Below are 15887 nucleotides of genomic sequence, written 5' to 3'. Positions count from 1 at the left end.
CCAAGTAATTTGTTATAAAATGATACCTACGCATGTTTCGATATTATTCTACATGGTTTCGGCACAGTTCGCCAGTCCTAACTATATCCGCTTAAAGTCCGATTTCGACAAAAAGCCGATATTTCCGATAATCGGAAACACCGGCTTCGTTACATTCATCGGGCTGCCATATAGATCGGTATGAGCACTAGATAGACAGCAGCCGCAATAATACCAAGCGTCATGGCCCATATGCCAAGCGCCCGACTGCCTGTACTGAATGCGTACAAGCCTAGTGCAGCTGCAGTCGGTCCCATAATAACCGGCCACAGAAACCAAGAAGCAATGGCGAATATAAGGCCGACCCATCCGACTGTAGATGAAGCCGTTGACGATGACCTTCGCGTCGTTTCTTGATATACATGTGCTTCGTGGCGCTTGTGCGCATCTGGCAAATAGCCCGTATAACTTGGAAATGCTCCTGCTTCAGCCGAAAATTCCGCATCATCCCGCCGCTTGCGTCTTCTCCATACCGTACGGCGCGGATGATGATGGTTCGATTCTTCTTCAGGCTGTGAACTCCAATCTTCCCAATCGTTGCCCATCTTAAGTCACCTCTTCCGAAACGTTTGGCAGCAGGTGACAGATGATTCAGTTGCTTCATCCTGATGATCGATAAATGATTCACTTGCAAACTCCGCATAAAATGAGGCATGCGCGTCTAAATCGACCTCGATCTGATCGGCATTGCAACGATTGCCTTCCTTCCAGAATGTACAATTCGACACGCTGCACTTGACGCCACTTGGCATCACCATCACCTCCGCTACTAGCTTGCCGCAGCGGAGGCGAGCACATGCGAGGTTATTTTTGCCCTTGCATGCGGCGCTGTGTCATGTAGTCATTCTCGTAGTAAGCCAGCTCATCACGAAGCTCTTCATACACTTTGGATACCGACAATACGATTTCACGTGCCGGACGAGTCGGAACAAAACGGAAACGAATGGCATCTTGACCCGTGTAAGCGTAACGGCCATCTTCCGAGTAGCACTCGTTCTTCGGATAGAAGAATGCTGCAACCGCTTGATGGTATGCCTCGTACAGGCTGCGTTCAGCAGCTTCCGTATCGAAGTTCGGACGGCGCAGGACGATACCGATTTTTTCATATACCGTCTCCGAGTAAACGAGCAGATGACGCAGATCCGCGAGCAGCCCTTTATAGAAGAGCGCCGCGCCTTCACTCGTATCGCCATTCACAAGCTGCGGCACTGCATATTCGTTCAGGAACGACTCTAATTGAACAATAGCTTCCTTCAGCTTCGCGTGTGTTGTTTCGCTTAAACCTTTAACGTTGGCAACTGGCATATGGAGTTGCTCCCCTTTCTTATCCCGTCGAAGTAAAACGGCCTGCTGGCGTCTGAGTGGTGCTAGCAGCGTTTCATACCGGTAAAATATAAGCCTACATAAATCGATGACTTATCGCGACTTATATTTCAACAAAATCTTTATTATCGTACCATAAATAAATGCTCGATGGTACACTCCTTCGCTCATTCTCCGCATAATTTACATCCCGATTTCTTACTCTAAGGAGGAATGCTGCGAATAGCCCCATATTGGGGAGATGGAGGAATAATAGTTGCGACAACAACAATGGAAAGGCTGGATCGCTTTGGCAACAGCCGCACTAATGGTTATGCCCCTTACGTCCTGTTCTGAGCCAAAAGCAAGCAAGTCAGCACCAGCTCCTACCGCCAAATCACATGCGGAGTCCGTCAAGGCTGAAACAGCTAGCAAGCTCAAAATTATGCAGCATGATATGGACGCTACATCGATGCTGTGTACGACCGAATGCACAAAGGATTTCGCGCATCTAGCTTCGGGACATACTGAAGGTTCTACCAAGAACGAGAAAATCAAAAACATGATGGACATGCATAAGCATATGCTCTACGTTAGCTGGATGAACCCTAAGCGGTCGGTTGATCGTGGCGCCATACCAGACAATGTTGGCGACAAAGCAGTGAAGTTGCTCAAGGAAGCTCGTGCAGCTGTAGCCAAAGGAGATAAGTATTCGTCTTCCCCGTTCATGCAAGACGGGCAACGCTACATCGTACTAGGCAGCCCTGAGCCGAAGCATCTTGGCAGTGGCGTCGTCGGCCTCGTGAAGCAGGATGTTGTAGGCCAAGTCGAACGTCATCAACGCCGTAACCTGCGGCTTGTCCCTTATCCAGCTGAAGGACATTATCGCGTCGAGTCCGTGAAAGCGAACTCCACAGAAGAGACAACTGTACGAACAGGCGAAGACAACGGCGGCGCAAGCCACTACCACATTAACGAGGTCGTCGTTCGATTCCATACAGATCCGTCCGATCTTGAACTGGCACAAATTCGCAAAGATATTAATGCGATTTCTGTCCAGAAGCTTGGTTACACGTTTGTGTTCCGCTCCAAGAAGATGGAAACGAAGACGATGATGCGTTATTTTCAGCAGCGCTGGAAGCCGGTATATGTCGAGCCCCATTATTTATATATGACGAACGATCGTCAAATACAATCAGGCCAGCCATCAGCATTATCGGATAATCATAGGTCGATTATTCCGAATGATGTGCTTTATAAAGAATATCAATGGAATTTACCTACGATTAGCACAGAGAAGGGATGGAGTGTCGGCAAAGGCAGCGATACCATCCTTATAGGCGTGCTGGATACAGGCGTCCAAGCCGATCACCCTGATTTGAAAGGCAAGCTCGCCACAGGGATGAATATCGTAAGTGAAGAAGATGCGCCCGACGACGATGTGGGCCACGGCACACACGTAGCAGGCATTATAGCTGCATCCGTCAACAACGGCGAAGGGGTCGCCGGAATGACTTGGTATAACAAATTATTGCCAGTCAAAGTACTCGACAGCAGTGGTGCTGGCTCTACCTACTCCGTCGCACAAGGTGTTATCTGGGCTACTGACCACGGTGCCAAGGTGATCAACATGAGCCTCGGCAACTATGCAGAAGCCGAATTTCTGCACGATGCGCTCAAATACGCCTTCGACCATGACGTTGTTCTCGTCGCAGCAAGCGGGAATGACAACACAGATCGTCCGGGTTACCCAGCCGCTTATAAAGAAGTGCTCGCTGTCGCTGCAACTGACCAGAATGGCAAGCGAGCTTCCTTCTCGAATTACGGCGACTACATTGACGTAGCCGCTCCAGGCGACGCGATCGCAAGCACCTATCCTGGCAGCCAATATGCTGCCCTGTCTGGCACTTCGATGGCAAGTCCGCACGTAGCCGCACTGGCTGCGCTAATTCGTTCCATTAATCCGCAGTTGAAGAACACGGAAGTAATGGACATTATCCGGCAGACGGCAAAAGATCTGGGCGATAAAGGCAAGGACAACTACTTTGGTTATGGCCAAATCGACGTCGTCAAAGCGCTCGATGCCGCAGAGCAATCGGCTGTCTCGCTGCAGCGTTATCCGCATAATGTTGCGCGCAAGCTGGGGAAATCATAGGGGCTTTGCGGGTAATTGACTGCCTGCAAGAAGTCGCATGCCCTAGCGGGCACAGCTTTCGTTCGAGCAAGCTAGTATGTTATAGAAAAAGCGCGGCTGAGACTGACTCGGTCGCGCTTATTTTTATTTTGGGTTGAGCAGCGAAGGAACAAAAAAAGAGTTGCGCGCTGCTGTCATGATTGCATGACGCAGAGCCAACTCTTTATTGTATCCATTATTTGGATCGTGCGGAAAGTTTGCCGTAAGCCGGGTTCTGTACTTTCGGTGGTGCAAACGGGAACGACCCTCCCACCTACTTAGCGACAATCATCTATCTAGGCCGAACATTGCTGAACGGCTCAAGCAACCAACCCGAACACGCCCCGGGCAAGGGTGCGCTTTGCAGCGCTGCGTTCTCTCGGTCTTGCTCCAGATGGGGTTTACCAGGAATATAGTCACCTATACTCCTCGTGGTCTCTTACACCACGGTTCCACCCTTACCTGATCCGGCGTAAGCCGGCCATCGGCGGTCCATTTCTGTGGCACTATCCTTCAGCTCGCGCTGACTGGACGTTATCCAGCATCCTGCCCTACGGAGCCCGGACTTTCCTCTCGCGGCCTATAGCCGCCAGCGATTGTCTGTCAAACTTTCCGGTTCGCTTAGTTAGTATACCTGCAAATTTACGAAAGCTCAACCCATTATCGTTAACCAATGCATCCAAACGTTATACAAATTGGAACGGCTCCGTCGATAAACTTGAAGCGACGACCTCTGTCGTCGATTTTCGCTCTGCTAGACGAGCCGCAAGCCAGTCAGCTACGCGCTGCTTCATTATTTTCTCAACGTTATGTCCAGGGTCAATAATCATCATGCCGTCTGCTAGTGCATCATGCGCCGTATGGTAGTCGATATCGCCTGTTACGAGCACGTCGGCGCCTGCAAACGATGCTGCTCGAACATACTTTGCACCGGAGCCGCCGAGAACTGCAAGCTTCTTCACAGGTGCATTCAAATCGCCTACAACACGCACATACGGTACCTCAAACGCAGCTTTCACTCGTTCGACCAGCTCACCCATTGTAGTAGGCTGCTCCAGCTTGCCAACACGTCCAAGACCAAATGAACGACCCTTCAGATCGATCGGATACAAGTCGTAAGCAACCTCTTCGTAAGGATGTGCCTTGAGCATCGCTTGAACAGCTGCACGATGAATGCTGTGCGGCACCACCGTTTCAATGCGTACTTCCTTCACCTGTTCCAGCTTGCCTTGCTTGCCAATGAATGGATCGGTATTGGCTCCTGGACGGAACGTCCCCGTTCCTTCAATAACGAAGCTGCAGCTGTCATAGTTACCAATCGCACCAGCGCCAGCATTCCACAACGCTTGCTGCACGAGCTCTCCGTGCGTCTCCGGAACGAACACGACAAGCTTATACAGCTTATCCGTATGTACCTCCTCGAGGCTCGTACGGCCTTCTGCTGCGATACCAAGCATATCGGCCATCCAATCGTTAATACCACCATCCGTCACATCGAGATTCGTATGCGCGATATAAACAGCGATATCATGCTTGATAAGCTTCTCATACAGCCTGCCTGCCGGTGTCGATGTATCAATCTTAGCCAGTGGTCGGAAAATGATTGCGTGATGCGCAATAATCAGATTCGCACCTGCTTCAATCGCTTCATCTACCACCGCATCCGTAACGTCTAGCGCAACCAATACCTTCGTAATGGGTTTGCTGAGCGTACCGAGCTGAAGTCCGATGCGGTCTCCTTCGACAGCATAATGTTTTGGAGCAAGCTGCTCCATCAGCTGCGCTACGGTTTGTCCTTTCGCAAACATGTAAGCACCTCCTCTATTTGCGCCATTTCATGACGGAATTGCTTGGCTCGAGTAATCGCCTCTTCCGCTCCAGACTGCTCCATCTGCCCGCATATGCGATCCATTTTGCGAAGCTCACTATCCCATTTGAGATAAAAGACATCGGTTGGTTCAACCAGCAAATACGGTCCGAATCGATACAGAAGTTCTACTGCCTCTTCGCTGCTAATGGATACTTCCGAATTCGATTGAACAGGCAGACGCGATGGTTGATATAACTCGTTGTTATGTAATGCTGCTTCTTCCGAGCGTATTGCTCGAAGCACTTCGTAAATTTTGCCATCCTCTTCTAGAATTCGCTCTTCCATGAGCGACCAGCCATGCTCCGTCAACCAATGACGAACCGCATCCTCACCGACATTCGGCTGCAGCACAAGCTCGCTTACATGCTCCAGCTTCCCTGCGACACGGCCTTCTTCTAGAATCGAAGCGATTAAGTGACCGCCCATTCCTGCAATCGTTATCGTATCCGTCTCACCAGGTGTGACAACCGCCAAGCCATTTCCTTTACGAACATCAACCTTCTGTGACAGTCCTGCTTCGCGAACCTGTTTCCGAGCTGCTTCGAACGGACCTTGGTTCAGTTCACCGGCGACAGCAGTAGGACACTTCCCCGTAGACACAAGATAGACCGGCAGCAACGCGTGGTCAGAGCCGATATCGGCTACACGCGCACCGCTTTGCACTAGCTCAGCAATTGTGCCAAGCCGATGAGACAATTTCGTTATCATTAAGCGACCCACGCAATCCATTGTTTTCTTAATCCAAACAGCAGCCCTCCGCCTATCGCGATCTTGGCGAACATAATCAACTGCGGCCATGCTCGATCTTCAACAAACATCGTACTATACAGCTCCGGCATAAACCAGATGAAGCAGCCGATGATGAACAGCACTGCAGCAACGGGACGCGACCAACGCTGTATAAACCAGCTAAACCACGCGAATACGAACGTCATCGGCACCCAATAGAGCTGAATTTCATACCAAGGCGGTTCAACATCTCGTCTTGCCAGCACCCATGCATATAGCAAAATAAGTACAACCCATCCAGCCAAATGCAGCAGCGATAGTCGGGCGCCAATCCCGTAACAAATCCACAGCAGTGCACAGCCCGCTAGCAGCAGTGCTTTTGAAGACCAGCTGTTATCGTCATGCTGATGCAGAATATAAATTCCCATACCAAGCAATCCTAGCATATCCATCCCGATAACAGCGATACCTGCAGCCTCATTTTTACGCCGCATTCGTTGCCCGTACCACAGCAAAAGCACGAAGCCGACAGCCGTTACACCTATTTGCAATAGCGGATGAAAAGCGTTAAAATGAAGTACAACGAAGCAAATCAAGGAAAAAAAGACAATTGCAAACAGCCATTGCTTACCTGAAGCGCTTCTTGCAGCTTCGGCAGCACGCCCGGTTAACCGGTTCGACGGCTTCGATTGATCCGCTTGCTCAGCATACAGATTTAGCAGGAAATCACAGTAGTGATCCGGCAGCAGCTTGCTTTTTTGCCAGTACTCAATTTCTTGTACAATGACTTTTCCTCGTTGCTGATCCATAATCCGCTCCCCTTCAGATTTGGAAAAAAAGACCTTGCTGCATGAAGCAGAAAGGTCCTTGCTGATTATTCAAGAAAATCTTTCAACCGCTTGCTGCGGCTTGGATGTCTCAGCTTGCGAAGCGCTTTGGCCTCAATCTGGCGAATCCGTTCGCGCGTAACACCGAACACTTTGCCGACTTCCTCCAGCGTGCGCGTACGCCCGTCGTCGAGTCCGAAACGAAGGCGAAGTACGTTCTCCTCCCGCTCCGTCAGCGTGTCCAGCACATCTTCAAGCTGCTCCTTCAGCAACTCATAAGCGGCTGCGTCCGCCGGCGCAAGTGCTTCCTGATCCTCGATAAAATCACCAAGATGCGAATCGTCTTCCTCACCAATCGGTGTTTCCAGCGATACTGGCTCTTGTGCAATCTTCATGATCTCTCTAACTTTATCGGTGCTAAGCTCCATCTCCGCCGCGATTTCTTCTGGCGTCGGTTCGCGTCCCAGCTCTTGCAGTAATTGACGGGAAACCCGGATAAGCTTGTTAATGGTCTCTACCATGTGGACTGGAATCCGAATCGTACGCGCCTGATCGGCGATCGCACGCGTAATGGCTTGACGAATCCACCATGTTGCGTAGGTACTAAATTTGTACCCTTTCGTATGGTCGAACTTCTCGACAGCCTTGATCAGACCCATGTTGCCTTCCTGGATCAAGTCGAGGAACAGCATGCCGCGTCCGACATAACGCTTCGCAATACTTACGACGAGTCGCAAGTTTGCTTCTGCAAGACGACGCTTCGCTTCTTCATCGCCCTTCTCGATCCTCTTAGCCAATTCCACCTCATCGTCAGCCGACAACAGCGGAACCCGTCCAATTTCTTTCAAGTACATGCGCACTGGATCATTAATCTTAATGCCTGGCGGCAATGATAGATCATCATCGAAATTGAATTCGTCGTGCTCTTGATCTCTCTCCCGATCATGCTCGTCCCGACCCATCCGGGAGTCATCGTCATTCTCATTGACGACCTCAATTCCCAAGTCATCAAGCTGCTCGAAGAACTCATCGATTTGTTCAGGATCCTGATCGAATGGGGCAAGCTTCTCCATTATCTCTTTGTACGTTAAGGAGGATCTCTTCTTACCGTGATCGATTAGTTGGTCTTTAACCAACTCAAGCTTCTGCTCCGTATCTAGTTCAGTATGTTGATCATTCGCCATATTCCGACTCCCTCCTCCCTAGAAACGATCATCCTGCTATTCCTTCAGTTCTTTTTCTAGGGTTATAATCTCAATTCCAATTTGCACAGCCTGCGCAATGTCTCCGGATCGCTCCGCCCGCACCAACTGCTCCTTCTTCTGTTCCAACTCGCGTAAAAGAGGAACTTTACGAATTTCCCGAATGAAATCGTTGAGCACCTGCTCATTGAATGAAAAATCGCCGTCCATTAACAGAATCGAAGCGGCTGTCCGCTCAAGACGATCGTCTTGAAGCGTGGAGATGAACCGTTTGACATCAGGATCATGACCTTGCGCATAAAATGCATATAAATAAGCAGCAAGCGCTGCGTGATCCTCAACATAAAAAGCATCGCCTAGCTGATCGTGCACCGTCCGAGCCGTTGCTGCGTCTCGCATCATGACGGATAACAATTTCCGTTCAGCCTGTTGGTAGGCAGGGAGCAATGTAGGTGGTCCAAAAGACGAAGGACGCTTTTCATTCCTACCATTATTCCACGAAAAATCGTTATTATCCCTTGGGCTTTGCAAATTTTGATTTGTCAAGCGTACCGCATGGACATCCTGCTTCAGTGCATCCATCGAAACGCCAAACTCGCGTGACAGCTCTTTCATGTACATTTCGCGCTCAGTCGCTGTTTCAAGCTCAGCCACAATTTTCGATGCTTCAAGCAAATATTTGCGACGGCCCTCATCTTCTTCTAGCATATGGTTTTTTCGCAAATATATAAGCTTAAATTTCACTGCAGACACGGGGTGATCCATTACATCTCGTAAAAAAGCATCCGGTCCATACGCCTCGATTGCCTCATCCGGATCCATGTTGCCTGGCAGCATGGCGACAGATACGGTCATTCCTGCTTTCTCGAACATGGGTATCGCTTTCATAGCGGCTGCCTTACCAGCAGAGTCGCCATCATAACAGATCGTGACCTCATCAGCCGATCGAGCTAATATCGCTGCATGCTCGTCCGTCAGTGCCGTTCCCATCGTCGCTACACCATTCCGAATGCCTGCACTCCACGTCTTAATGACGTCCATGTACCCTTCGAATACGACCACTTTGCGCCGTTTGCGTATATCCGGCCGAGCATTGTTGAAGTTGTACAGCGTGCGGCTCTTCGTAAATAACGGTGATTCCGGCGAGTTCAAATATTTCGGCTGGCCATCCCCCATAATACGTCCTGCGAAAGCAATCACCTTGCCGTCACGATTCCAAATTGGAAACATGATTCGTCCGCGAAATCGATCCACGTACCCGCTGCCATCCTGCTTTGATGACAATAAACCAGCCTTCTCCATCAGCGGAAGCGGAAACTTCCTTGAATCCAGAAACTTGGCGAGCGTGTCCCAAGACTCTGGCGCATATCCGATCGAGAATTGGTCAATCAACTTATCGGACATTCCCCGTCCACGCAAATAAGCAAGTGCTGATTGCCCCTGCTTCGTATTCATCAATAAATGATGATACAGCTTGGCCGTTAGCTCATGTGCTTCAATCTGCTTGTCTCGGTTCGGATCCGCAGGAGGTCCTGCATCAGCAGCGTCAGCCCAAGTAACGGGTATGCTCGCTTCCTCTGCCAATACGCGTACCGCTTCGGGAAAGGAGTACCCTTCAATCTCAGCGATGAATCGAATGACGTTGCCGCTCTTGCCACAGCCGTAGCAATGGAAGATTTGCAATTCGGGCGTTACAGTAAACGACGGCGTTCGCTCCGAGTGGAACGGACATAGGCCCTTCATGTACTTCCCGTTCTTGGTGAGATGCACGTATTTCCCTACCGTCTCCACGATGTCATGCGCATTGCGTACCGCTTCAATGGCGGATTCCGGAATTTTTCCGTATGCCACATTACTCACCCTTATCCTCTTGCACCTAATTACTATTCGCTAAGGCTGACTAAACTCCTGCCGTGGGCTCAAAAGTTTTGTCAGTTTTTGCTGAAACCGAATCCGATCCTCGTCGGTCAATGCCTTTGGCCCCTTCGTCCTGCCTCCGGCTCGGCGTCTTCGTGCCGATTCGTGACGACGCTCCAGCAAGTAACCGATTTGCTCCTCGACGATTTCTTCCCCTCGGTTAGAAAGCACTAGACCGCCCTTCGCAAGCACAAGCGATGACAACCCCAAATCCTGTGTGACGACAATGTGCCCCCGCTTCACAAGATTGACGATGTACAAATCGACCGAATCGTTCCCGCGGTCAACTTGAATCACCTGAACGCCCGCTGACGGCTCAAGCCAATGGTCGTAGGACGATACCATAATGACGGGAACCTTAAATTGCTCTGCAACGAGAGCAATTTCACGTTTGACCGGACAAGCATCGGCGTCGACGAGGATCACTCTTTCCTGTGCAGCGGATTGCATTTGGGGCTGCATAGCTAACATCACCATTCATAGTTAATGAAATACCGTACTATTATATACGGCATCGCTTATTAAAATCCTGCTCAAACCTAACTCTGAAGACGAATCCGTTCCATAATTAGGCTTGCAGTCTCTTCCACCGCGCGGAAAGATACGTCGATAATCGTACAATCCAGCTTCTTCATAATACTTTCGGCATAGGCCAGCTCCTGTTCAATTCGAGAAGTCGCTGCGTATGCCGCACTATCCGGAAGGCCCAGTGCCTTGAGCCGTTCCTTGCGGATAATGTTCAAGTACGGAACGCCGATTGTAAGACCAATAATTTTGTCCTTGCGAATCTCGAACAATTCATTCGGCGGCTTCAGCTCTGGTACTAGCGGAACGTTGGCAACTTTATATTTCTTGTGAGCCAGGTACATCGACAGCGGCGTCTTCGAAGTACGAGAAACCCCGACTAGAACGATATCCGCCTTGAGTACGCCCGTCGTATCACGTGCGTCGTCATATTTGACAGCAAACTCGACGGCATCCACCTTGCGAAAATAATCGGCGTCCAGTACATGATTCAGCCCTGGCTCCTGCCTTGCAGACTTACCCGTCTGGCGTTCCAGGCTTGCGACAAGCGGACCAAGCAGGTCGATGCATTCAACACCTTGCGTACGACCAAGCTGGATCAGCGCCTCTCGAAGCTCTGGAATGACGAGTGTGAACAAAATGATGCCGCCCGTCTGCTTTGCTCGTTGAACGACACGCTCAAGCGCGGACACATCTTGAATAAAGGGAGCTCTGCGAATATCCGCATGAATCGGATGGAATTGCGCCGCAGCTGCTCTGACAACGAATTCGCCTGTCTCGCCCGCGGAGTCAGACACGACATAAACGATCAGATTTTGTTCCATACCTAGCTCCTTAGCATTTGGCATGAGGCTGGGTGGTAGGTTAGTTGAAGTACCAATTAGTGCGTGTGTTCGTGCTCTAACCCCCGCTCCGGTGTGGAATGTTCCTTCGATCGCTGTTGTCTCCCGATTGTTCTGATTAGATAAGATCAGAAAAGGTAACAATCCGGAGACAAAGGCGAACACTTCGTTTCTACGGAACAATTCCACACCTTCGCTCCACGACCGCCTCATGCCAACTGCTTTCCTTTTTAATGATTGAACGCTCGTCCAATTCGGACTCGCGGAACCGTAAAGCAAAAGTAACTCTACGTACTTAGTAGATGCCTAACGGTTGACACAAACGTTATTTCGCGTTTGGGAGGCAGATAGATATTCTAACGGTTACAAGAGAGGCTATTGGGGTCAAATTACTCTGTTTAATCGAATTCTGACCAAATAAGCTCTACTACGTCCGTTAGAATTTGAAAAGCTGCTTTTTAAGCCAAATAAGCGCTGTTACATCCGTTAGTGTCTTTGCTTTCTTAGTCTATTGACCCGCCTTGTCCTAACCAAAATCACATAAAACGAAAAAATTGCAGCATTCGCTGCATCAGTGCACCTTAAACATATTACGTAGGCAATTTTGTATTTAAGACGCACGTTACCTACTTTGACGTGAAGGTATTATTTACCTTCTCCCAAGTTAAGATAATCGCAGAGATGGAGGACCCCAAGGCCCTCCATAAACTCTTTAAATTACCGTGAGCGGAGTTAACGACGCGAACGATCAATCTCCCCAAAATAGGTTAAGCGCGTAGCGCCACCTTCAGCGGAGAGGGCAGTATCATTCTGGAGAAGCGTCAGCGTTCGCCTTTGTCACTCGGATTGTTACCAATTCTGAATTTATATAATCAGAACAATCCGAGGACAACAGCGATCGGAAGAATGATCTGCCCATCGCAGCGTTCGATTCAGCTAAAGGTTTTAGCTTATTACCAAACCAGCTTGCTCACGTCAGCCAGCTTCACGATATCTGCCGAAATCGATGCCAGCGTCGCGAGACGGTTGCGACGAACTTCTTCCTGCTCCGCCATAACCATAACCGAATCGAAATAGCCCGTAATCGGAGCTTTAAGCGATGCGAGCGACTCCAGTGCTCCGGCAACATTGCCGCTTGCAAGCTGCTCCGTATACGTCGGATGAACGGACTTCCAAGCATCGTACAGCGAACGTTCGGATGCTTCCACGAACAACGTTTCGTTCACTTCAGACGTTTCCGCTTTCGCAGCCAGGTTGTTCACACGGCTCCATGCGTCAACGACCAGCTTGAACTCATCCTTCGCTTCACCAGCCGCACGTGCAGCCAGTACAGCCGCGCGCTCAACCGTCAGCTTCAGGTTGTCGAAGCCAGCAGCCATAACCGCATCAACCACGTCGTAACGTACGCCTTGCTCCGTCAGTACGTTCTTCACGCGCAGGGCGAAGAAGTCATAGAGGTCTTTGCGAATGTCAGCGGCAGAACGTTTCAAGCCCCGCTGCTCGTGAACCGAGATTGCGATATCGATCAAGTCGCCGAGTGCGAGCGGCAGGCTTTGCGACAGTACAGTCTGTACGATACCAGCTGCTTGACGGCGCAGTGCGTACGGGTCTTGCGAGCCCGTTGGGATAATACCAATCGAGAAGCAGCCAACGATCGTATCGATTTTGTCGGACAGGCTGACAATGGCACCTGGCAGCGTTGCCGGCGCACGGTCACCTGCGAAGCGCGGCTGGTAATGCTCATTAATTGCTTTCGCAACCGCTTCGCGTTCGCCTGCTTTGCGCGCATAGTCTTCTCCCATGATGCCCTGCAGCTCTGGAAACTCACCAACCATTTGCGTTACGAGATCGAACTTGCTGATATCAGCTGCACGGCTGATGTCGGCTGCTGCAGTTGTGTCAGCACCAACATGCGATGCAAGCTTGTCAGCAATGGCGCGGATGCGGCGTACTTTGTCAGCCACCGTACCAAGCTCTTCTTGGTAAACGATCGTCTCCAGCTTCGCCAGTGCGTCTGCAATTGCGAGCTTCTGATCTTCTGCATAGAAGAACTTCGCATCGGACAGACGAGCACGAAGCACTTTCTCGTTACCTTTAGCAACAACATCAAGCGATGTACGGTCGCCGTTACGCACGGTTACGAAGAATGGCAGCAGCTTGCCTTCCTTATCCAGGACAGGGAAGTAACGCTGATGCTCACGCATCGACGTGATGAGCACCTCTTGCGGAATGTTCAGGAATGAAGGATCAAACGTACCGAACAAGACGCTTGGCGTCTCGACGAGGAACAAAACCTCTTCGAGCAAATCTTCCTTGACGGCGATTTCCCATCCTTTTTCCTTCGCAAGCTCTTCGATCTGACGAACGATCTCTGCTTCACGCTCTGCGATGTCAACAATGACATGTTGTGCACGAAGTGCTTCCACATAATCAGCTGGCTTCGCAATCGTCGTCTCGGAACCGAGGAAACGGTGGCCGCGCGTTACATTGCTGCTCTGAACACCTGTAATCTCGAGTGAAACGATGTCCGTGCCGAACAACGCGATCAGCCATTTGATGGGGCGCACGAACCTCAGGTCATAGCTGCCCCAACGCATGCTCTTAGGGAACGTCATCGATGAGATGATGCTGACGAGACCTTCCGACAGCACCGATGCCGTCTCAACGCCTACGCTGCTTTTGTTGCCGTACACATATTCAACGCCAGCCAGTTCTTTGAAGTAGAGCTGCTCCGGCTCGATGCCTTGGCTGCGTGCGAAGCCGAGTGCCGCTTTGCTCCATTCGCCTTGCTCGTTTTGTGCGATTTTGCGCGATGGGCCCTTTACTTCCTCGTTTACGTCCGATTGCTTCTCCGCAACTTCGCTGACGAGTACGGCCAGACGGCGTGGCGTCGCATAAGCTTCTACTTTGCCATAGGCAATACGGGAATCGTCCAGCCATTTCGACAATTTATCTTTCAATTGGTTTACCGCAGCGCGTACGAAGCGTGCAGGCACCTCTTCAAGACCGATCTCGAACAATAGATCCTTAGCCATTCTTACGCATCTCCTTTCTTAAGCAGCGGGAATCCGAGACGTTCGCGTTCTTCCAGATACGTCGCTGCGCAAGCACGAGCGAGGTTGCGGACACGAATGATATAGCCCGTACGTTCCGTCACGCTGATTGCACCACGTGCATCAAGCAGGTTAAACGCATGCGAGCATTTGAGCGCATAATCATAGGCCGGGAATACGAGATTGCTCTCGAGTGCATTCTTCGACTCTTCTTCGTACATGTTGAACAGTTTGAACAGCATCGCCGTGTCAGACTTCTCAAACGTATATTTGGAATGCTCGAACTCTGGCTGCAGGAAGACGTCACCGTATTTCACATCGCCAACCCACTCCAAATCGAACACATTTTCTTTCTCTTGAATGTACGAAGCCAGACGCTCCATACCATACGTAATTTCAACCGCAATCGGGTTCATATCGATGCCGCCGACTTGTTGGAAGTACGTGAACTGCGTGATTTCCATGCCGTCCAGCCACACTTCCCAGCCAAGGCCCCATGCGCCAAGACCTGGGTGCTCCCAGTTGTCTTCTACGAAACGAATGTCGTGGTGCGCTGGATCGATGCCCAGACGCTTCAAGCTCTCCAGGTACAGCTCTTGAATGTTGTCAGGCGATGGCTTCATGATGACTTGGAATTGGTGATGCTGATACAGACGGTTCGGGTTCTCCCCATAACGGCCGTCCGCTGGACGACGGGAAGGCTCAACATAAGCAACATTCCAAGGCTCTGGACCGATTACTCGGAGAAAAGTCATTGGGTTCAGCGTTCCTGCACCCTTCTCGACGTCATACGGCTGTACGAGAATGCAGTTTTGCTCTGCCCAGAATTGCTGCAGCGTAAGAATCATGTTCTGGAAATTCATTTTCATAAGCTCTACTCCTTTTTTAGTATGGGTTCAAAAAGTCGGGTTTTCGTCCGCCGAGAAAATTGCGAGAACTGAAGTTATTTGCTCGCAGGTTGTAACGCTTGAAGTATCGCAAATAACTTCCGGAGGAACGCAGTGTAGGCAACACCTGCATGAGTACAAGGTTTCCAGCGGAAACCTGCATCGGAAGCATAACCTCCGGACTCCGAAGGTGAACGCAAGCTTCGACGTCGAATAGGCTTCCTGATCCGCTTCGTGATCAAAAGACGACTTTTTGAACTACCTAATTCAATGTTCAAGCTCAAGGCATCGCTCCGGTCCTATGTAGACACAAAAAAGCTCCCGCCTCTACGCCTGATTGATCAGACGTAGGGACGAGAGCATGCTCCCGCGGTTCCACCCTACTTGGCAGATCACTGCACCCAGCTCACAGCCGGCAGCGCTTCTACCCTCTTTTAAACAAAATGCACTCCAGAGCGCCCTTTCATCGAATGATCCGTCCGGGCTCTCACTATCCCCGAATCGCTTAACGGCCGATCCAT

The 15887-nt window shown here is 50.5% G+C and carries 13 protein-coding genes and 1 other RNA gene; 1 reads left to right on the top strand and 13 read right to left on the bottom strand.

The window, feature by feature from the left end:
* Positions 1–155: 155 nt before the first annotated feature.
* Genes DFQ01_RS24065 through DFQ01_RS24055 form a run of 3 tightly spaced genes read right to left on the bottom strand, consistent with a single transcriptional unit; the run spans position 156 to position 1344 of the window.
* The gene (locus DFQ01_RS24065) at positions 156–584 is read right to left on the bottom strand and encodes a hypothetical protein (RefSeq protein ID WP_110046453.1); all 429 of its coding nucleotides are present in this window, start codon (positions 582–584) and stop codon (positions 156–158) included.
* A 6-nt stretch (positions 585–590) separates the two neighbouring features.
* Positions 591–791 carry a DUF1540 domain-containing protein gene (locus DFQ01_RS24060; protein ID WP_110046452.1) on the bottom strand — a complete coding sequence of 67 codons (201 nt, stop codon included), beginning with the start codon at positions 789–791 and terminating at the stop codon, positions 591–593.
* A gap of 52 nt (positions 792–843) precedes the next feature.
* A complete protein-coding gene (locus tag DFQ01_RS24055; RefSeq protein ID WP_110046451.1) occupies positions 844–1344 on the bottom strand; it encodes a DUF3907 family protein in 501 nt (166 codons plus the stop codon).
* A gap of 274 nt (positions 1345–1618) precedes the next feature.
* On the opposite strand from DFQ01_RS24055, the gene DFQ01_RS24050 reads away from it, so the two are divergent.
* On the top strand, positions 1619–3496 hold the full coding sequence (locus DFQ01_RS24050) for a S8 family peptidase (protein ID WP_245946857.1): 1878 nt from the start codon (positions 1619–1621) through the stop codon (positions 3494–3496).
* A gap of 227 nt (positions 3497–3723) precedes the next feature.
* Here the strand turns inward: DFQ01_RS24050 and rnpB are convergent.
* The 10 genes from rnpB to glyQ all read right to left on the bottom strand — a co-directional run bounded on the left by rnpB (position 3724) and on the right by glyQ (position 15342).
* Positions 3724–4126: RNase P RNA component class A (gene rnpB, locus DFQ01_RS24045), an RNA gene on the bottom strand.
* A gap of 74 nt (positions 4127–4200) precedes the next feature.
* Complete coding sequence (locus DFQ01_RS24040) at positions 4201–5322, bottom strand: Nif3-like dinuclear metal center hexameric protein (protein ID WP_110046450.1); 1122 nt, start codon at positions 5320–5322, stop codon at positions 4201–4203.
* Entirely contained in the window at positions 5298–6092 is a 795-nt protein-coding gene (locus DFQ01_RS24035) for a tRNA (adenine(22)-N(1))-methyltransferase (RefSeq protein ID WP_245946856.1), read from the bottom strand. Before DFQ01_RS24035 ends, DFQ01_RS24040 begins: the two co-directional genes overlap by 25 nt.
* Positions 6092–6922: a hypothetical protein gene (locus DFQ01_RS24030; protein ID WP_110046448.1), complete on the bottom strand. Its 831-nt coding sequence runs from the start codon at positions 6920–6922 to the stop codon at positions 6092–6094. Before DFQ01_RS24030 ends, DFQ01_RS24035 begins: the two co-directional genes overlap by 1 nt.
* Positions 6923–6987: 65 nt before the next feature.
* The gene (gene rpoD / locus DFQ01_RS24025) at positions 6988–8124 is read right to left on the bottom strand and encodes an RNA polymerase sigma factor RpoD (protein WP_110046447.1); all 1137 of its coding nucleotides are present in this window, start codon (positions 8122–8124) and stop codon (positions 6988–6990) included.
* 36 nt (positions 8125–8160) lie between these two features.
* Positions 8161–9993, bottom strand: a complete 1833-nt coding sequence (gene dnaG, locus DFQ01_RS24020; RefSeq protein ID WP_110046509.1) for a DNA primase — start codon at positions 9991–9993, stop codon at positions 8161–8163.
* 39 nt (positions 9994–10032) lie between these two features.
* Positions 10033–10521: a YaiI/YqxD family protein gene (locus DFQ01_RS24015; protein ID WP_245946855.1), complete on the bottom strand. Its 489-nt coding sequence runs from the start codon at positions 10519–10521 to the stop codon at positions 10033–10035.
* Between the two features lie 77 nt (positions 10522–10598).
* The gene (locus tag DFQ01_RS24010; protein ID WP_110046446.1) at positions 10599–11408 is read right to left on the bottom strand and encodes a pyruvate, water dikinase regulatory protein; all 810 of its coding nucleotides are present in this window, start codon (positions 11406–11408) and stop codon (positions 10599–10601) included.
* Between the two features lie 971 nt (positions 11409–12379).
* On the bottom strand, positions 12380–14461 hold the full coding sequence (glyS, locus tag DFQ01_RS24005) for a glycine--tRNA ligase subunit beta (RefSeq protein WP_110046445.1): 2082 nt from the start codon (positions 14459–14461) through the stop codon (positions 12380–12382).
* Positions 14462–14463: 2 nt separating this feature from the next.
* Positions 14464–15342, bottom strand: a complete 879-nt coding sequence (gene glyQ / locus DFQ01_RS24000) for a glycine--tRNA ligase subunit alpha (RefSeq protein WP_110046503.1) — start codon at positions 15340–15342, stop codon at positions 14464–14466.
* Positions 15343–15887: the final 545 nt, after the last annotated feature.

Origin of the sequence: Paenibacillus cellulosilyticus (assembly GCF_003182255.1) — a bacterium.
GTDB classification, from domain to species: Bacteria; Bacillota; Bacilli; order Paenibacillales; family Paenibacillaceae; genus Paenibacillus_T; species Paenibacillus_T cellulosilyticus.
Note: the sequence above shows the minus strand (reverse complement) of the source record. Positions and strands in the feature narration are given on the sequence as shown.

Coding starts and splice junctions, on each gene's coding strand:
- DFQ01_RS24065 (WP_110046453.1), bottom strand. CDS start 584: ATGGGCAACGATTGGGAAGATTGGAGTTCACAGCCTGAAGAAGAATCG.
- DFQ01_RS24010 (WP_110046446.1), bottom strand. CDS start 11,408: ATGGAACAAAATCTGATCGTTTATGTCGTGTCTGACTCCGCGGGCGAG.
- DFQ01_RS24040 (WP_110046450.1), bottom strand. CDS start 5,322: ATGTTTGCGAAAGGACAAACCGTAGCGCAGCTGATGGAGCAGCTTGCT.
- DFQ01_RS24055 (WP_110046451.1), bottom strand. CDS start 1,344: ATGCCAGTTGCCAACGTTAAAGGTTTAAGCGAAACAACACACGCGAAG.
- DFQ01_RS24035 (WP_245946856.1), bottom strand. CDS start 6,092: ATGATAACGAAATTGTCTCATCGGCTTGGCACAATTGCTGAGCTAGTG.
- glyQ (WP_110046503.1), bottom strand. CDS start 15,342: ATGAATTTCCAGAACATGATTCTTACGCTGCAGCAATTCTGGGCAGAG.
- DFQ01_RS24030 (WP_110046448.1), bottom strand. CDS start 6,922: ATGGATCAGCAACGAGGAAAAGTCATTGTACAAGAAATTGAGTACTGG.
- DFQ01_RS24015 (WP_245946855.1), bottom strand. CDS start 10,521: ATGCAGCCCCAAATGCAATCCGCTGCACAGGAAAGAGTGATCCTCGTC.
- DFQ01_RS24060 (WP_110046452.1), bottom strand. CDS start 791: ATGCCAAGTGGCGTCAAGTGCAGCGTGTCGAATTGTACATTCTGGAAG.
- rpoD (WP_110046447.1), bottom strand. CDS start 8,124: ATGGCGAATGATCAACATACTGAACTAGATACGGAGCAGAAGCTTGAG.
- glyS (WP_110046445.1), bottom strand. CDS start 14,461: ATGGCTAAGGATCTATTGTTCGAGATCGGTCTTGAAGAGGTGCCTGCA.